This is a genomic window from Lyngbya sp. CCAP 1446/10 (assembly GCF_026130175.1).
Classification (GTDB): domain Bacteria; phylum Cyanobacteriota; class Cyanobacteriia; order Cyanobacteriales; family Microcoleaceae; genus Microcoleus.
Map to the genome: position 1 here is coordinate 1 of NZ_JAIGNI010000016.1, position 17,868 is coordinate 17,868.

Sequence of the window (17,868 nt, forward strand, 5' to 3'; positions counted from 1 at the left end):
TGGTGAAACAATTCCAGTTGCTTTGGTTGCTCCTTCCATCAACGGTTAATTTTTAACCTGAGATTGACAAAAAGCGCTCCTAGAAATAGGGGCGCTTTTTGTTTGGGGAAAAATTATGTGTTTGTATTATGACTTACGCGCGGGTGATGAGAAACCGGGTTTTTTCCGAAATTATTCGTTGTCGTCCACAGATTAGCTAAAAAACCCGGTTTCTTTGGTCTGATGGGTAAGTCCTTGCGATCGAGTTTTATTCGCGAATGGCGGATCAATATGATGCGGTGAATGCTTTTATGCGATCGTTGAGGTAAAATTTGAGAAGTGCGATCAAAAAATCATGCTTTAGCCTCACGTTTTGCCTTTGCTGCTAATGACGAGAGTATCATCTTCTAGGAGCATCTCAATTACCTCACGCAGATTCTCGTGTAACTCATCCAAGGTTTCTCCCTGAGAATGCGCCCCAGGAAATCCAGGAATATAACCAACGTAAAGCTTGGTATCAGAATCTTTTTCGATAATAGCGGTAAAGGTTTTCATAAGATTCGCTTTCTATCCGTTAAATGTAAGAAATGTAATCTCTCATAAATTATATAAGATTTCACCTGCACTGAATGTATGCTTTGAATACGGGATTGAGGAAAAAGAGCGATCGCCCTTCCACCTGCATTTTTTCGACTAAACCGCGTCGGATCAAGGATTGTATGGCTTGCCAAAATTCTGAGTGGGATAATTCGCGATCGGCTGGTGGTTGGGAAATATCAACCGCGTCATCTTGACTTGCTAACCATTGGCTCACCTTTTTTTCTGATTCCGATAAACGCTCTAGTTGAGATTCTAAAAGCGGTTCTATGTCCCCTAAATAGATATCATTTCCTTCGGCTAAAAACCGGGATACATTCCCGTCAAATAATTCTACAATTGTGGAAGCTATGATGTTTAACCAGGAAGGATGACTTTGATAAAGGGTGATTAATTCTGACCATTTTTCCTCATGGGTTAATCCTTTTTCTTCCAATATTTCTCCGGCTTGTTCTCCTAAGCCTTTGAGGTGTAAGGTGCGAGTTGGTCGGTTTTCTCCTTCTAAAGTTGTGATATCTCTGGGTTTTTCCCAACTTAGGAGAATTAAGCAACTCTGGTGAGATGATGTGGCAATTTGTTTGAAAAATTTGCCATAATCTTTATATTCTGGTAAATATTCGCCTGCTATTTGACCGCTGCTAAATATATTATGTAGGTCATCAAGTATTACTAAACAACGATGGGATCGAAAATAATCAAGGATTGTTGGTAATGGGGTTGGTTGCGATCGTGAAAAAACTTGCTTGAGTTCGGTTTGGAGGGTTGAGAGTGTGGGAGTGTTGCTGAGACTCCGCCAAATAATGTAATCAAATTCGGTTTGAGTTTGTTGGATGAGTTGGAGGGCGATCGCGCTTTTGCCGATTTCACTTAAGCCGTATATGGTGATTAAGCGGGTGTGGGCTTCTAATATCCATTGTTTGAGGGTGGTGAGTTCGGATGTGCGATCGTTGTTGTAAGGGATGTCGGGCGCGTCTGTTAAGTCGATTATGCGGGTATGGGCTTTGTTTTGGGGAGAATCTGGCGGAAAGGGCGATCGGTTTTGTAAATCGTTCAAAGGATGTAAACATTCACCACAAATATTAATACTTCCCTCATTAATTTGTACGCAGTAACCAAAATTAGATCCTTGAGAAACCCGATGCTTTTTCTCTAACTTAGAACGAAAATTTAATTTATTAAGGTCTTCTCCTAATTCCTCACGCAACTTTTCCCATAACTTCGCAGCTTCTTTTTTAACGTGAGATTCACTACAATGAAAATCTTTAGCTATTTGAGGATATTTTTGCTTTTGCCAAACACCCGTCAGTATTGCTTCCTCTATGGGTGTAAGATGTTCTCCAGTTTTATCAACAATCAAATTATTAGCCCATTGTACAACATCTTCAACATTCTTCATGGGTATATACAAAGAGATATTGAGGGTATTATATTATACCAAATCCTACTTTGTCAACTGAATTATACTAATCTATACTAAATTGGTTCAGTATAATTATAAAAATTGTGTACTAAATCCTACCATTTTGAGTTGTCACATTTCATTTAAATATTGCAGAATAACTGAGAGAATCCACCACAATTGCTTTCTCAATAGTTTAGGTAAATTAGTTTGAATAGTTAGGGGTTATGTATTATGGACTTTTTATTTGCGATACCAAGTTTTATTTTTCACTTGGTATCAACTTTCTTCTCTTGGATTTTCAGTGTCATTTTGGGAATTGTAGGTATTGCTTTATCGCCGTTTAAGCTAGCGAGGGGGTTATTGATGGGGGTTGATAAGGCACTAATTTCAATAGTATTATTACCAACTTTATTGTTTTCCCACCCAGGAGACATCTCAGCCACCCAACCTGTTGTCGGTACAAGTGCTACAGTTCCTAATACTTACAATCTTGAAAAAATCTACAATGATATAAGTCAGCTAGAAGAAGCGGGCAGAAATATGGAACCTTTGAGAAATCGCGAAAATCTCGAAAAATTAAGACAGTGCGGTGACAAAATGCGAGAATACCAAAGTCAAGCCGAAAAGTTAGTTGAGATTACGGAAGCTCTGCCCATGCCATATAACATAACATTAGGAGCAGCAGCTAGAAGTCTCAATTCTTGCGTTTCTTGTACAACTTATGCCAAAAAACAATGCGAAATGGTTCGAGTTGATCTCAGTGATTACCAATCAATGATGAATGAAGAGTAAGCAATAACCAGTATTAGTACGATGCGTCACCTTTAGATTAATTTTCGATCAAACAGAGCGATTATAGCAGGTGACGCGCTCTACTAAGCAAAACTAACGTCGATAGAGAGTACCATCAGGCATTTTTGCACCGTTAAGATTTGCTTTTCTCAAGTCTGCACCACTTAGGTTAGCTTGCTGTAGGTTGCTACCAGTAAAGTTTGCTTTTTGTAAGTCAACCCCGCTTAAGTCTACTCCACTCAAACTGTTTGGTAGTAAATTTAGTAGGTCTTGACTACTTAGCTTAGAACCTCGCCATAAACTGCTGTTATTTAAGTTTAGCTGGACTAACCCTAGTAATTCTTCCTTACTAAGATTTAGCTGATTAGAATCGCTTTTGATTAAGTTAATTAAATCCTGCTGATTTAGCTTCAAGCTAACCAAATTCACTACATCTTTAGGACTTAACTTAACTTTCTTCCAGTCCAATCCGCTGAAATCCAAGCCATTAGGGTCAGCTTTGATGAAATTGACTAAATCTTGCTTGCTTAAGTTGGCTGTAAATATCTTGAGAGAATCTTCCTTGCTCAACCTAATTTTACTCCAATCAAATCCCTGAAAATCTAAGTTGCCCGGGTTTTTGATTCTGCTGATTTTAACCTCACTTAACTCAGCACCATTCAAGTCTACTCCAGTTAAATTTGCACCACTCAAATCCGATCTTCTCAAATCAGCATTATGCAGATTAACACCTTGTAGGTTTTTTCCACTCAGGTTAGCGCCTGGTTTAATCTCGGTTTCAGAGGAGGATGTATTGGTTGTCGCTTCTTTATCACAGCTTCCTCCTAGAACTAAAAAGCAATCTGTTTTTTTGCTAACATTAGATAGACTTCCTTCTGCTCTGACTGGTTCAGAGTGCATCAAGAGGATTCCAAAACATAAAAATATGACAATTAAAAACTTGGTCGTTAACTTTTGAGCAATTGTAATTTTAGGTAGCATGATATTTTTATTCCCACAGATGGTTTGACATAAATTAAGACAGATTGTCTGATACATGAACTCTATTATACTTGAAAATCAAAATTACTAGCTGATTACTCACATTTTTGCGAATTGCGATCGCACCTCACCAATCATTTTTATTCCGTTTACTGTACCACAGTATTTAATTGCTGGCGCTGTGCAATCTGAATTAACATCCTCAATGCCTCATTCACTGCTACATCATGGGGAAAAGCTTGGCAACATCTGCATCTAAAAGCACTAAGTTTGTCCCAGCACCACATTGTTCAACATACTTGCCAACAACTCCTTCCATTGCGATTGATCGCCCTACCTCCTCACTGGCTGAAATCCCTGCACAAAAATCACCCAGCGTGGTACTTTATCACCTGTAATATCTAGGATGGGAACGTTGAAACTTCTGACATTAGGGCGACCGATTTCACCAGCCGAAAAAGTAATATTCGTAGGTTCTGATTTACCTAAACCATAGGCACTAGCTATTTGATTAGCAAGTCGGCAGGTTATTACAAAACTTCCCATATTAATCGTGCCACCCCCAGCCTCGTAATTCCATGTAAGACCGGGTGTTACATTCCGCGATTGACACATGAAGTGGGTGACTTCAAACATTTTGGCAATGTGAACATCATATCGCCTTAAGCGTCCTCCATAGGCCGATGCTGTGGTATCGCTTTCTGGTACTACAATTGAGCCAAATCCTTCGTCAAAACCAAGCTTCATCGGTAGTGCTGTGGAACTTGCTAGCGGTTGATTCGTTTGGGGTTGTACGCGAGTCTGTGACATCTGTATTGGTTTGACAAATTGACTGTTAGCGCGAATAAAACAACCTTGCGCCGCACCAGCAGCGTAGCTTTTGCCTACAAAAAGCCAGGGTAAACGCCTGGTATCCCGGAAAGTAACACCAGCATTTCCAGGAAAGCTTTCAAAACGCTGTCCCTGTTTTAAAACACCAACTACAGACCAATTAAAAACATCAAATGGAGTGCGGTTGTCAACACGCATAAATTCTTCAAAAGAAGAATTCATACGACAATTTAACCCCTTTGGGTCTGGATCTACTACTTCCCAATAAGTATGATAAGCTCTTCCCGTATAATCCCCTTGATTATTAGGACTAGGGAGAGGTGCAGTAGAACCTAGCGTAGCTGTTCCTAACGCCATAAAAGTTGAAAGAGTAATGATTTTTATTCTTTTTAACATGAATATCACTTTTTAAACACTATATTTAGCGTAGTATTTAAGGACTTTTTGATACATTAAGTCTATCATACTTCGGGATGAAGAACTATGGCTGAAATTTCAAGTTAGCCGTAGTAGCAGGGTGCGTCACCTTACCAATCTTTGCCAAAACTATCTATTAACGCAGGTGACGCACCCTACATCTGTTAATAATCAAATACCGATCGCCCAATCCACCCTCCAATAACACAAGAAGACCGATCGCACCCAAAATGCTCAGGATACCGATACCGCAGGCTAGAGACGGGTTCCCGTTGCTTTTACCAAGGTGGAAGTTTGGGAATTGTCGATCGCCGATTTGTCGCTCAAATTAAGTCGCCGCTGGGAATCAGTACGCTAATGTTCGAGGATTGCTCCACCGTGCAGGGCTTTTTGTGCGAATCTTATGCTGTCGCAGGTGCGATCGATATTTCTCATTTGGGCGGTTGGCTAGCTGATAACTCCGGCTTTTAAGCTAAGTTAGAATGGCAAATTTCTACCACTGTGCCAAATCATGCCATCAGCAGTACCCAACATTATCATCATCACAACCCCAACCCCAACCAGCGCGGGTACTAGGCCGGGAGGCTCTGCTACCCCTCGCAATGGCACCAGCGGCCCAGACTCCCTCAGCGGTACTGCTGGCGCTGACTTGATCTTCGGTTTGGGAGGCCCTGACAGCATTTTAGGTTTGGGGGGAAACGATAGTCTCTACGGCGGCGACGGCGACGACTCAATCCTGGGCGACGCTGGTAATGATTTGCTGTTCGGTGGTGCAGGGCGCGACAGCGTTTTGGGCGGCGCGGGCGACGATACTTTCTACGGCGGCAAAGGTGCTGACTCGGTAAGCGGCGATGATGGCAATGATTTGCTGTTTGGCAACCAAGACAGCGATACTTTGTTGGGTGGTGCCGGCAATGATACGTTTTTTGGCGGTGCTGGCGATGATTCGCTGTTTGGCGGTGCTGGCGATGATTGTTTATCGGGCGATCGCGGCAGAGATACTTTAACTGGTGGCGCTGGAAATGATACTTTTTCGATCGGGCGATCGGCAGATAGCGATGTGATTACCGATTTTACTGTTGGTACGGATAAAATTCGCTTGAGTGCCGGCCTCACATTTGACCAACTCAATATTTCCGCTGGATCTGGAACTGTTCCGAGTACCATTGTTCAGCTTACAAGTACCAAGGAAACTCTGGCTACTGTATTGGGAGTTACTATCTCTCGGACAGACTTTATTTTTTAATTGGGAATCGGTAATTGGGAATCGGTAATTGGGAATTGAGCTTGCGGGTACTTTTGAGTCTTAAGTTTTTAATGTTAAAGTTTTCAACTCAGGCAAGGCTTGCGCGTTGTCAGTAACAAATATCTCTCAAAAGTTTTCAGATTCCTTCTACCTTCTTCCATCTATCCCTTAAATGTGTTAAAAAATCAGTTGCCGAACTTCATTCTGACTAATAACTAATGATTAATGACTAATAACTAATGATTGATGACTAATGATTGATGACTAGCCTTCGGCTTGCTGGCTCACAAGTCGCTCAGGCTAAAATGATTGATGACTAGCCTTCGGCTTCGCTCAGGCTAAAATGACTAGCCTTCGGCTTGCTTCAGCTACGCTGACTCACAAGTCGCTCAGGCTAAAATGACTACTGACTAATGACTACTGACTAATAACTAATGACTATTGACGGTTTTCTCAATCTCAACAAACCTGCGGGCATGACATCTCACGACTGCGTGGGGCGAGTGCGCCGAATATTGAAACTCAAACGAGTCGGACACGGAGGAACCCTCGATCCTGCTGTGACTGGCGTTTTGCCGATCGCCCTGGGAAGAGCAACCAGACTGCTGCAATTCCTCCAACACCACAAAGCTTACCAAGGTACGATTCGGTTTGGCTTGACTACCGCTACGGACGATTTAGAAGGAGAAATCCTGCATTCTCAACCAGTGCCGGAGTTAAGTTTAGAACAAGTTCAAGCTGCACTGCCGAATTTTATCGGCAAAATCGAGCAATTTCCGCCTAGTTTTAGTGCGGTTCAGGTGGGAGGAAAACGGCTTTATGAGTTAGCCAGAAAAGGCGAAACTGTGGAAGTTGCGGCTAGGAATGTTGAGGTGTTTCGGCTGGATATCTTGGATTGGCGGCCGGGGGATTTTCCCGAATTGGATTTGTCGATCGCCTGTGGGGCAGGTACTTACATTCGGGCGATCGCGCGAGACTTGGGCGCACTGTTGAATACAGGCGGTACTTTGGCTGGTTTGACTCGCACCGAAAGCAGTGGTTTCTCGATCGACAAAAGTCTCAGTTTTGAAGAATTAGAACTACAATTAAAGGAGAATACATTCAGCCCGATTTTGCCATCAGCGGTTTTGGGACACTTAGGTGCGATCGTCCTTTCTCCTGAATATACCAAACGCTGGTTTCAAGGACAGCGCCTCCCGATTCCCGAAACGGCGATAGCAGCCGAGGAAAGTAGCAACAATCCCCCGGAAAACTTAATACCCGAATCTCCCTATCCCTTGCAAGTTTACGATCGAGATGGTAATTTTTTAGGTATCGGTCAAGTAGCAAACTCCGAAACAAGTACCATATTGTCTCCTCAAATTGTGTTTTAGCTATCCAAGAGGCAACAATAAAAATAGGTGGACAGAACAAGATTTTGCGATTAATCTAATCAAGCGCTGAGGTGAAAATTGTGAAAGTATTGCTGATCGGATTAATTCGAGGCTACAAAATGGGTATTTCTCCTTATTTGCCTAACGCCTGTAGATTTCAGCCAACTTGTTCGCAATACGCGATCGAAGCCATAGAAAGATTTGGGGTGGCCCGCGGTGGCCGGGTGGCAGTGCAGCGAATTTTGCGCTGTCATCCTTTTCATCCTGGGGGTTACGATCCCGTACCTCCCAAAGATAGCGAAGAGAATTAGCTATTAGTGAGACGCAGGATTTTAGTTATTAATTAATAAGCTGTTCTACATTTAAATTGTGTGTGAAAAATCAATCAAACACTCTTGTGGTACGTTGCTCCGACGCCGTACCGAATATTTAATTTAAATACGCGACAGCTTAGTGCAAATAGGCGCTGCATCCTGATGGCTAAAACTCCTGAGGGGTATCGTACCATTTGAGATTTCAGATTTCAGATTTGAAATTTGGGAATAACTGATGAATTAAGGGTTTTCAGCCTACCTATGGCTGCATTATTTTGGAGAAATTGTATCAGTACCTGATGGGGTTGCACTCGCAGCATAAAGTGTGTTTTTTTGAGCAAAATTCAGTAATATTACTGTTTTATTCCACAACTCAGCATCTATATAATAGGAGAAACAGGAGTACAGGGGATGCGAGTTGATATGTCTGCTACCGCAATCGGGTACAAAATGCTATCTCATACTCTGGCAGTGCTCAGCCAGAAACAAGCAACGGGAAAACTGCTGTTAGAGCAAGGCGAACAACAGTGGCAACTTTACTTTTTCCAGGGTAGTTTGGTTTATGCGACAGGAGGAGCGCATAGGGCGAGGCGCTGGTACAGGGCTGTTGGGCAACACTGTCGCAACTTTCAAGTGGATCTCAGAGACCTCGATGCTGGGGAACTATGGGAATATCAACTGATTCAGCAAGGGCTGGCAGCCAGCGAAATGAGTTTGCAACAAGCTAAGGCGATCGTCCACAGCAGCGTTTCGGAAGTTTTCTTTGCTCTGATCGGTCAATCGGGTTTACGTCGGGAATGGCGTCCGTCGGAAAAATATTTTTCTAAAATTATCTCTTCTTTGCTGCTGTCTGTAACGGAAGTAGAAAAAATTCTGTGTTCTACAGAACAAATTTGGCAGAAGTGGAAAGGAATGGGTTTGTGGCTGGTAGATCCTGAACAAGCACCGCTTTTAAAAGCGTCGGCCAAGTTACAGGAAAATCGATTTAGCTCTAGTTCTTTGATAGCTTTGGGTAACGTATTTAACGGCGAGAATACTCTTTGGGATATTGCATTTAAGAAAAAACAGTGCGTCACCGTCGCAACTCGCGCTTTAGTTAATTACATGAAGCAGGGTTTAGTAAATTTCCGAACAGTACCAGACTTACCGTCGCCTATAGAACAGTGGCGCCTTGCTGCGGCGATGAATGGGCGGGTGCGCCCTTTGATTGCCTGTATCGATGACAGTCCGACAGTATGCGAATTTTTACAGCAAATTTTATTGCCGGCGGGGTATCGAGTCCTAAAAATTCAAGATCCGATGGATGGAGTGGGCATCATCGCCAAACAGAAGCCTGCTTTAATTTTTATGGACGTGGTGATGCCGAAGACAAGTGGTTTTGCTTTGTGCAATTTTTTGCGGAAAACACCGAGTTTTCGGGAAACTCCGATCGTATTTTTGACTGGTCAAGACAGTATAATCGATCGCACGCGAGCGAAACTTACAGGTGCTTCCGATTTTTTGACCAAGCCACCCAATCCCGAACAGGTTTTGCAAATAGCTGACAAGTATTTGAAGGTAAAAGGCGATCCCAGTCCTTTAGGAATTCGCCCCCACGATTTACTGAATTCGCGCCAACTTACTTGGGCAAATTCTTGAACCAAATTTATGCTCAAAAAGCATCGCTTATCCGGTGCGTCAGTCTCTGACGCACCTTAGACGTATTGTATAATCAAGACGCAACTGGATTTAATCAATAAATCTTTGAGGGGCGAGTGCATAATTTTTCTGGATTTCACAGCCAGGATTTTAGTAAATCCGCCCAGCCTGTATAGATTATAATCCTTCGGACTGGATATTCATGATGAGCGATCGAACTCCGCAGGTAAGCGTGGTGATTCCGGCTTACAACTGCGCTGCTTACGTCGGCCAAGCCGTTGATAGCGTGCTGCGCCAAACCTATACTGACTGGGAAATTATTGTCGTAGACGACGGTTCCCGAGACGACACCAGATTAGTTTTAGAGCAATATGGCGATCGAATTCGCTACATTTACCAACAAAATCAAGGAGTTTCCATTGCCCGAAATCGCGGCATCGAGCTAGCGCGAGGAGAATTCATCGCCTTTCTCGATGCAGATGACTACTTCTTACCAGACAAAATAGCAGCACAAATCGCTGTATTTGCAGCGCAACCAAATTTAGGAATAGTCCACAGTGGCTGGCGTCAAGTCAACAGTATAGGCGAACCAATCAAAGATGTCACACCCTGGAAAAACGTCCCTAAATTAGACTTAGAAATGTGGCTGCGGTGGAAACCAGTATTACCCAGCGCGATGGTATTTCGCCGCCATTGGTTAGAGCGAGCCGGCGGATTTGACCCTCGATTTCCCCCGGCGGAAGATACAGATTTAGTGCTGCGTTTAGCCTTAATGGGATGCGAAACAGAGTGGCTGCGGCAAATAACAGTTTGCTACCGCCAGCACGAACAAAGCGCCATGTACAAAGGTTTACCGCAAGCTAAATCCCTGGCGGCAGTCATAGACAGTTTTTTTGCCCGCCCCGAATTGCCCGATAAAATACGTTTGTTGGAAAAGCAAATCAAGTACAGTACCTTAGTTTGGATTGCTTGGTATTTGCACCGCACCGGTCATTCCGTTGAGATGGCCGAATTTTTGCAGCGTTCTTGGAATTATACGCCTTATTTGCCTGTGGAAACAGTAATTGATTGGGCGGAATGTTTCGCCGAATTTTCGCAGGATGCAGGCAATGAATTGGATGCAGATTTATTAACTCAATCTCCCGAGTGGCAGCAGTTAATGCAGTGGATTATTCTCAGCAGCCACAATCAAAATAGTTTGTAGTGAGGACTTTAGTCATCGGAAAAAAAGACTTGCATTCCTCACTACGAACTTTACGAATTTTGTTGATTAATTGATATTAATTACAAATTGGTGGCGCTCCCCCAGGACTGTAAGGCACAACTACCGCCGAATTTGTTACCAATTCAATCTCGCCCTTAGCGTTAATTATCCAGCCTTGAGCCTCAACCAGCGGCTTGACGACATCAAAATTATCGTTGCTGCTGCTGACTCGTTCCCTGGGACTCGGTGGTAAACCGCCGCGCCCGGTGATGACAAACCGACTTGTCCTTTGGCCGGTAGTTTGACAGCCTCGCGCCGGCGGCGGGGGAAATCGGGTGGTTTCTGGCTGATTTAATCCTTTTACGGGGTCAGTATTGGGAGTTCTAAGTTCGACATTGCCGTTAATTCCTAATTCTGAACTGGCGTCGATGTCGCTGTCAGTCGAGCGAAAAATACCTTGTGCGTTAATGATAATATTTCCGCCTTGGCCTCGGATTGCGTTGGCGCGGATGTCGCTATTTTGCTTAGGAATGAAAAAATTTGTGTTAATATCAATATTACCGCCAGAGCAGGGTCATTGTAAACAAACACAACATTTATTGTGTAGCAATTTTTTGTCAAAATGGTATTAACTAATTTTAACTTGTTAACCTTCGATCATAGTATTTGGCGTGTTAATATATACAAATTTTGTATCCACTCAATAAATCGGGGAAAATCGCTCACTGACGAGCCTCAAACATCGCAAAAACCTTCCCGACACGGTAGTCTACCCCGATTTATTGAGCGGATACTTATAGCGGTTCTCAAAAAAGTGAGGATAGCCCTATGCCCTATGCCGGAAGCGTACCTAATCTTTCTGAAAAAGGCTATATATTGTAGGTTCTTTCGAGGTAAATTTCTGTAAAATAATAGACGAAAAAAAAAGGTTCAAAATATCAAATATTCAAGCGTTTTCGCACCATACCTCAACTCGAAGGTTATAGAAAATCAGATAATCAAATTTATGAAAAAAAATGAAGTTACTAATAAGAATATTAGCTAACAAACTCACTCCTTGGATATGGATTGAGCACTTCTCATGTAAGTCGATTAAATAGGCATTTAAAGAGAAGAGAGCAACACACCCTACAAATACAGTTGCATCATGTTTCAAAAATGGTATTATATCTGTTTAATGTAGCAATGAATTATTTAGCTCATCTATTCTTATCAGACGGTACGCCAGCATCGCTGATTGGCAACCTCTTAGGCGATTTTGTCAAGGGTTCGGCAGTCAATCTTTATTCCGAGGACATTAGAAACGGCGGCGTTGCTGATTTACGGTATGAACGGCTAAATATGCAAATCATAAAAACCATTTTCCACAAAACTTCTGGATTTTTGCCTAGTTCTTTTTCATACCCTGATTAAGCAACGCCGAAACGGCATCGATTTGCACCGAAAAGTAGATATCTACACCGACTCTCATGCAGTAGTGCGATCGAGTACAAGCCTTGTTTGCGCCGATAGACGCAGATTTGCCGGAGTGTTGGTAGACGTATTTTATGACCACTTCTTAGCTAAAAATTGGCTGGAATATTCACAAGTTCCCCTCCGCGAGTTTTCGCGTAATGCGTACAAAGTATTGCAAGACAACCGCGATATATTGCCCGAATCGCTTCAGGAAGTGCTACCAAAAATAATTGCCTATGACTGGCTCGACTCCTACAAGGAAATTGACGGAATAGATCATGCTCTCAAGAGAATATCGGCAAGAATCAACTGGACTAATAACTTAGCAGATGGCCTAGAAGATTTAACAGTTAATTATCAGCAGCTTGAATCAGATTTTAGGGCTTTTTTCCCAGACTTGATAAATTACGCAGCAACTTGCAAAAATCAATATCAAAAATACCAACACTAATCGGTAAGGTTGCACAGAATGCTAGATATCAATACGGTTCATACAAGAGAGTCCGGTTGAGAAATCTCTGTGAAAAATAGACACTGCAATTGCTTCCAGAAGACGCTCTATTCGGACAAAAAAATATTAACTGAACCGTATTGTGCTATATATCCAGTAGCCAACAGAAGGTCTCACTCCTAAGAAATTGCATTCAGCACCAAACTCATGTACACTTTAGCCAATATGTGAATGAAATCTCAAGTCTAACAGGCTGCGAAATATGGCAACCAGAATTCCGAACCTGCAAATAACTCAAGTAGTTGATGGCGATACTGTCAAAGTTGCTCTTAACGGCAAAACCGAGTCATTGCGACTGATTTGCGTCGATACAGAAGAAAGTTACTCCAACACTTCAAAACCTGTAACCGCGGCGGGGAAAGCAGCTTCGGAAATGGCTAAACAATACTTCGCGACAGCAGATGGTGGACTAGCTAAAGTTGATATTGAATTTGATACAGACGATGCGGTTGAAGTTGCACTCTTAAAACACCGCGACAACTACGGACGCATCCTCTGTTACATACACAAAGATGGAGAAAATTACAATCTTAAACTAATTGAAGAAGGCTGGAGTCCGTACTTTGTGAAATACGGGCGATCCCGATTGTATCACCGACCAATGACTCAGGCAGAATCCGCCGCAAAAGCTTACAATCTGATGATTTGGAATCCGATTACTAATGCCAAAATTCCCTCTCGCAACTATGCAAACTTGCTTCCTTGGTGGTCGATGCGCGGCTCCATTGTTGAAGATTTTCGCTTGTCGGAAGTAACCACCGGAGTCCTGTCTGTGAGATTGCACTACCCGAAAATCTTAGCGGCTTCCGAGCAGGCTAAATCTATTACTATTTTCTGCGACTTGCAGGCTGGGATTAATAAATGGATCGGTGGAAATGCCCTGATTTATGCTGGTTCAGTTTATCATAAATTAGATTTGTGGATACCGGATGCCGAAACTGATGAAATGGCTCCTTTGAAGCGATTGATTGAGAAACGTTATGCTGGTCAAGGACGCGGTTATGTGTATATCAGTGGCAAGGTTGAACAGTACAAAAGCAAGCCTCAAATAATTTTGAAGAGTATCAAACAGTTTTCTGACTTTCCCCCAGAAACTTGAATTAAAAATGAAGTTAATTAAGCCAAGAGAGAGCAATCCTCAGAAAGCATCGCCTTCTCTTGGGCTATGATAAAATACGGTTCACTTAAGACCGATCTCCCTGGCACACCCCTTAAAAAGGGGGGGACAAGAAAAGCACATTGATTATATTTTTTTATCATGCTCAATTAATTCATACTATAATGGTATCATCAAAAATCTGTAGCTGCCAATAGCTGCGACATCTATCCAAACTCCAGAGATTTAAAAGCTATGTGCCAATTACTGGGAATGAACTGCAATGTTCCAACAGATATTTGCTTTTCTTTTGAAGGTTTTTCTGCAAGGGGTGGCAAAACAGACTTTCATCAAGACGGTTGGGGAATTGCTTTTTTTGAAGGTTTGGGATGCCGCCTGTTTATCGACTCAAAACCTGCGGTTGCTTCTCCGGTTGCGGAAGTTGTGCGGCGCTATCCCATTCACTCAACTAACGTGATTGCTCACATCCGCAAAGCTACCCAAGGCGAAATTGCTCTGGAAAATTGCCACCCTTTTATCCGAGAACTTTGGGGGCGCTATTGGGTGTTTGCTCATAACGGAAATCTGGAAAATTTTCATCCTGAAAGTTCCGGATTTTACAAGCCTGTAGGCAATACTGACAGCGAAAAAGCTTTTTGTTTGATATTAGAAAGGTTGCGAGAAAGTTTCCCTCATAATAAGCCTGCTTTGACGGAAATTTACAAGGTTTTAAACGAAATTACTAAAACTTTAGCAGCGCACGGAATTTTGAATTATTTACTTTCTGATGGGGAACACTTATTTGTACATTGTTCTACTAATCTGCATTATATTGTGCGACAAGCACCTTTTGCTAGGGCGCACTCGATCGATGAAGATGTAACTGTGGATTTCCGGGAACTGACACAGGAGGGCGATCGCGTGGCGGTTATTGCTACTTTTCCGCTGACTGATGATGAAGTTTGGACGCAAATTCAACCGGGAGAATTGCTGGTATTTCAGGACGGTTTACCTGTGATTTGAAGGCGGAATTTACAAGGAAAATCAAGTGCTAACGATCGCACTTACCGACACAGCCACATCGGGAAATGCTAGCGGGTTAACGGTTCCGGCGGTTAGCGTCAGCTTGGAAGTGTAATCTCCATCAAGAGGATCTCGAAATACTATCAGGTGTCTTCTTTTGAGGTTAACCACCCAGTATTCGGGGATTCCGACTTCTGCGTAGATTTTCGTTTTCGTCTCTAAATCTTTAACGAGAGTGGAATCTGAGTATTCTATCAGCCAGAAAATGTTTTCGGGATAGGGGTGATGTTCGAGATATGTGCGGCCCAATCGCTGTACGATCGCAATATCGGGTTCTGGTTCCGAGTCGTTAGGAAGCGTAATCGGCTTGGCTGAACGGATGGTAGCGCGATCGCCCAACAGCCTGATCAGATATTCTCCTGCTTCGCTGCTAAAATAGGCGTGGGGTTCCCCTTCTGGTGACATTTCAACAACTTCTCCCTTCAGCAGTTCGACGCGCCGATTTTCTAAGATGCGCGAGGAGATCATTTGGTGGTATTCGTCGATCGACCATTTAACTGCAATTACGCTCATGGCGATGGTTTTTTATGGCTGGTCTGATTTTTGATTATAGGCGATCGATCGCAGATTTGATTTGCTTAAACGCAAAATTTTTCCTAAAAACCGGGAATCAGCCCGCCCCTGCGTCAGCCCTGAAACTGTCGCTACGTGTTGAGTTAATACTCACGCATCAAATCCCTGCTTCAGTAAAAGCTAGATTCAAATCATCAATCAACCCCAATCGTTGCGCCCACTCCGTTAAGTAACCCCGATCCAAATGCTCAGCTTGAACTTTCAGGATTCCCAAAATATCATTCCATTGTTTTTGAGACTGAGACTGTTGCCGCCAGAACAGTTTTGCCAACACAATATCTTCAGGAGAAGCTATCCAAAACTGTTCTACACCAGCTTCGTCAAGCGCTTCTAATCGTCGTCTTGCCATTTTTGAGTGATCGAATTCAGTCTGAGAATTCAGCACAATATCAGCGTTCAATACTGAAGTCATGTGAGTGACACTCAACACCATCCCTCGGCCCTGTTGAATATCTTCTACCGAACCCGGAGGACAGTAAAAACCAGCGGTTTCTAGTGCTGCAACTAATTGAGAAATATTATCTCGGATCAATTCAATTACTAAATCTAAATCGCGTGTTGTTCTGGGGTCGCCATAGACAGAAGCGGCAACTCCTCCTGTAATATAATAAGAGATACCTAATGTTTCAAAAATTGGGTGCAACAGTCTAGCGATGTGGCTGTGGTCTTGCGTCCACATAGGGGCCTCACTGGTGGGGGTTAAAATTGGCAGCCATTTGCTACGTAAGATCGATCGGGCAAATCGCTCTTGGTAGGTTGATGGACAAGCTTTTTTCATCCCGCGCAAGCTAACAGTTTTTGCCCAACGATTTAATTTTGCCGCCATTTGCCACCGTTGGGAATTGGTGAGTTGCCGCAATTGGTAGAAATCAATTGCATCGGCTTCAGGGGTTTTATCATCTGACTGGGCGCGATATCCAGGTTTGATGGATATTTTTGGTATGGATTGAATCATTTTGCTTGTTGATTTCCCCTAATTATATGGTTTGCGGTATCATCGGTATGATTCAATAGTTGGGGCGATCGCCTAATTAAACAAAAACAACCCTGGATCGACATGAAAAAACGTCCCCAAAACCTCAGCTTGTTGCTTAGTGATTTCTAGCCGATCGCAAATTACGTCAAATACAGCCTCACTCGACCCCAGAATTCCGACTAAATCCGCTGCTTCCAGACTCCGATCATCCATTAAATGCAGCAGCCTTGACTATGGCGTTGAGGTATTAATTTGATAGTGCTTGTCTTCAAAATCCTCAATCAGTTTGACCAGTAGTTCTAGCAACGCATCTTCTTCTGGATTCAGATTTGTACGAGAAATTAACTCTTCAACAATCTCCAAATAAATCTCGTTTTCCTCTTCCGTCATAATTCATAGTAAATTACTGCTTTCGGTACTTACGCAGCTAAACTATTCACAAGTCTCACTGTAGGTCTGTCTGCACCCGTGGGCGATCGCAAAAAACTTCCAGGCAGAGTGACAACTGCTACAGTGTTTCCCAGCATATCAAAGAACTCAACGCTGTAACCTGTTTCTAGTCCTTCAACGTCATGTTGTTCTACCACTGTACCGATATCACCGGCATAGAGTCCTTCGTCAGGGCGATCGTCTAGTAAGATAACATCTGAATAAAGTTCGTAATTCATAGCCTTCTTTGGTAAATTTGTTAATCAGGAATCAAGGTAATCAAACGGGGATAATTTGTACCTGTATCTATTTGCCAAACAGTTCTGACAAGAAGTTGTATGCCCATAGGTGTAGAAAGCTCGGCACTGATTTCATATCGGATTCCGTAGGCTGTTTCTTTAATGATATCAACATCTACAGGTAGGTGACAGCTACGAATATCTGTTTCTAATTGTTGCCATTTTTCTTGAGAATATCCGCACTTAATTAGTAGTTTTGCTTTAGTACCACCTCGCTTATGTTCTGGATCAAGTAGGTAATCAGTCAACTTTAAGGGTTCAATGATGGCGCGATCGCTATTCGGAATTTTCATAACAAGCTAGTTTGAGCATTGTATAACTTTTGATAGATAAAGTAAGGAGTTGTTTTCCTTGGTCTGCCATTCAAATTGGCTATCGCAGGCGATAAGTGTGCATCAATCCAGATAGTAGTCATGCAACCAACACAGGATGATTCAGTTTACGTGCAGCGTATACAAGTGCAGCCCTCAAATCGTCCATTTCCAAGTCTGGTAGTTCCTCGACAATTTGTTCAGCACTCAGCCCTGCTGCAAATAGATCCAAGACATCAGACACTCGAATTCTCATGCCGCGAATACATGGGCGGCCGCCGCACTGTTTGGGATTCACTGTAATTCGTTCAAGTAATTGTGACATGGGTAATTTGTAGTTAATAGTTGGTAATTAGTAAGT

22 protein-coding genes are annotated in these 17,868 nt (G+C 42.8%); 11 read left to right on the forward strand and 11 right to left on the reverse strand.

Annotated elements, in window-relative coordinates; all coding sequences use genetic code 11:
• Positions 1-345 precede the first annotated feature (345 nt).
• The gene (locus K4039_RS09420) at positions 346-534 is read right to left on the reverse strand and encodes a type II toxin-antitoxin system HicB family antitoxin (protein WP_265234902.1); all 189 of its coding nucleotides are present in this window, start codon (positions 532-534) and stop codon (positions 346-348) included.
• Positions 535-595: 61 nt separating this feature from the next.
• Positions 596-1,972 (reverse strand): NB-ARC domain-containing protein, encoded by a 1,377-nt coding sequence (locus K4039_RS09425; protein WP_265234903.1) that lies wholly within the window; start codon positions 1,970-1,972, stop codon positions 596-598.
• Positions 1,973-2,209: 237 nt separating this feature from the next.
• Between K4039_RS09425 and K4039_RS09430 the strand changes: the two genes are divergently transcribed.
• On the forward strand, positions 2,210-2,770 hold the full coding sequence (locus tag K4039_RS09430; RefSeq protein ID WP_265234904.1) for a hypothetical protein: 561 nt from the start codon (positions 2,210-2,212) through the stop codon (positions 2,768-2,770).
• 93 nt (positions 2,771-2,863) lie between these two features.
• Here the strand turns inward: K4039_RS09430 and K4039_RS09435 are convergent, their stop codons facing one another.
• Together K4039_RS09435 and K4039_RS09440 are read right to left on the reverse strand one after the other, a co-directional pair.
• On the reverse strand, positions 2,864-3,751 hold the full coding sequence (locus K4039_RS09435; protein WP_265234905.1) for a pentapeptide repeat-containing protein: 888 nt from the start codon (positions 3,749-3,751) through the stop codon (positions 2,864-2,866).
• A gap of 333 nt (positions 3,752-4,084) precedes the next feature.
• Positions 4,085-4,978 carry a hypothetical protein gene (locus K4039_RS09440; RefSeq protein ID WP_265234906.1) on the reverse strand — a complete coding sequence of 298 codons (894 nt, stop codon included), beginning with the start codon at positions 4,976-4,978 and terminating at the stop codon, positions 4,085-4,087.
• Positions 4,979-5,293: 315 nt separating this feature from the next.
• Here K4039_RS09440 and K4039_RS09445 point away from each other — a divergent pair, with 315 nt between their 5' ends.
• The 10 genes from K4039_RS09445 to K4039_RS09490 all read left to right on the forward strand — a co-directional run bounded on the left by K4039_RS09445 (position 5,294) and on the right by K4039_RS09490 (position 14,859).
• Positions 5,294-5,470, forward strand: coding sequence for a hypothetical protein (locus K4039_RS09445; RefSeq protein WP_265234907.1), 177 nt, complete (start codon positions 5,294-5,296; stop codon positions 5,468-5,470).
• A gap of 40 nt (positions 5,471-5,510) precedes the next feature.
• Positions 5,511-6,245, forward strand: a complete 735-nt coding sequence (locus K4039_RS09450) for a calcium-binding protein (protein ID WP_265234908.1) — start codon at positions 5,511-5,513, stop codon at positions 6,243-6,245.
• A 434-nt stretch (positions 6,246-6,679) separates the two neighbouring features.
• Positions 6,680-7,618: a tRNA pseudouridine(55) synthase TruB gene (truB, locus tag K4039_RS09455; protein ID WP_265234909.1), complete on the forward strand. Its 939-nt coding sequence runs from the start codon at positions 6,680-6,682 to the stop codon at positions 7,616-7,618.
• 80 nt (positions 7,619-7,698) lie between these two features.
• Positions 7,699-7,929 (forward strand): membrane protein insertion efficiency factor YidD, encoded by a 231-nt coding sequence (yidD, locus tag K4039_RS09460; protein WP_265234910.1) that lies wholly within the window; start codon positions 7,699-7,701, stop codon positions 7,927-7,929.
• A gap of 426 nt (positions 7,930-8,355) precedes the next feature.
• Positions 8,356-9,570 (forward strand): response regulator, encoded by a 1,215-nt coding sequence (locus tag K4039_RS09465; protein ID WP_265234911.1) that lies wholly within the window; start codon positions 8,356-8,358, stop codon positions 9,568-9,570.
• Between the two features lie 205 nt (positions 9,571-9,775).
• A complete protein-coding gene (locus K4039_RS09470; protein ID WP_265234995.1) occupies positions 9,776-10,774 on the forward strand; it encodes a glycosyltransferase in 999 nt (332 codons plus the stop codon).
• A gap of 1,158 nt (positions 10,775-11,932) precedes the next feature.
• Positions 11,933-12,187: a hypothetical protein gene (locus tag K4039_RS09475; RefSeq protein ID WP_265234912.1), complete on the forward strand. Its 255-nt coding sequence runs from the start codon at positions 11,933-11,935 to the stop codon at positions 12,185-12,187.
• Positions 12,188-12,209: 22 nt separating this feature from the next.
• On the forward strand, positions 12,210-12,680 hold the full coding sequence (locus K4039_RS09480) for an acyl carrier protein phosphodiesterase (protein WP_265234913.1): 471 nt from the start codon (positions 12,210-12,212) through the stop codon (positions 12,678-12,680).
• 262 nt (positions 12,681-12,942) lie between these two features.
• The gene (locus tag K4039_RS09485) at positions 12,943-13,839 is read left to right on the forward strand and encodes a thermonuclease family protein (protein ID WP_265234914.1); all 897 of its coding nucleotides are present in this window, start codon (positions 12,943-12,945) and stop codon (positions 13,837-13,839) included.
• Positions 13,840-14,091: 252 nt separating this feature from the next.
• Positions 14,092-14,859, forward strand: coding sequence for a class II glutamine amidotransferase (locus K4039_RS09490; protein ID WP_265234915.1), 768 nt, complete (start codon positions 14,092-14,094; stop codon positions 14,857-14,859).
• A 21-nt stretch (positions 14,860-14,880) separates the two neighbouring features.
• Here the strand turns inward: K4039_RS09490 and K4039_RS09495 are convergent, their stop codons facing one another.
• The 7 genes from K4039_RS09495 to K4039_RS09525 form a co-directional block, all read right to left on the reverse strand.
• Positions 14,881-15,432 (reverse strand): Uma2 family endonuclease, encoded by a 552-nt coding sequence (locus K4039_RS09495; protein WP_265234916.1) that lies wholly within the window; start codon positions 15,430-15,432, stop codon positions 14,881-14,883.
• 157 nt (positions 15,433-15,589) lie between these two features.
• Positions 15,590-16,447 carry a hypothetical protein gene (locus K4039_RS09500; protein WP_265234917.1) on the reverse strand — a complete coding sequence of 286 codons (858 nt, stop codon included), beginning with the start codon at positions 16,445-16,447 and terminating at the stop codon, positions 15,590-15,592.
• A 72-nt stretch (positions 16,448-16,519) separates the two neighbouring features.
• Positions 16,520-16,681, reverse strand: coding sequence for a hypothetical protein (locus tag K4039_RS09505; protein ID WP_265234918.1), 162 nt, complete (start codon positions 16,679-16,681; stop codon positions 16,520-16,522).
• A gap of 18 nt (positions 16,682-16,699) precedes the next feature.
• Positions 16,700-16,858 (reverse strand): hypothetical protein, encoded by a 159-nt coding sequence (locus K4039_RS09510; protein ID WP_265234919.1) that lies wholly within the window; start codon positions 16,856-16,858, stop codon positions 16,700-16,702.
• A gap of 29 nt (positions 16,859-16,887) precedes the next feature.
• A complete protein-coding gene (locus K4039_RS09515; RefSeq protein ID WP_265234920.1) occupies positions 16,888-17,136 on the reverse strand; it encodes a DUF4926 domain-containing protein in 249 nt (82 codons plus the stop codon).
• A gap of 20 nt (positions 17,137-17,156) precedes the next feature.
• Positions 17,157-17,489, reverse strand: coding sequence for a DUF6883 domain-containing protein (locus K4039_RS09520; protein WP_265234921.1), 333 nt, complete (start codon positions 17,487-17,489; stop codon positions 17,157-17,159).
• A 118-nt stretch (positions 17,490-17,607) separates the two neighbouring features.
• On the reverse strand, positions 17,608-17,832 hold the full coding sequence (locus K4039_RS09525) for a DUF433 domain-containing protein (RefSeq protein ID WP_265234922.1): 225 nt from the start codon (positions 17,830-17,832) through the stop codon (positions 17,608-17,610).
• Between the last annotated feature and the right edge of the window lie 36 nt (positions 17,833-17,868).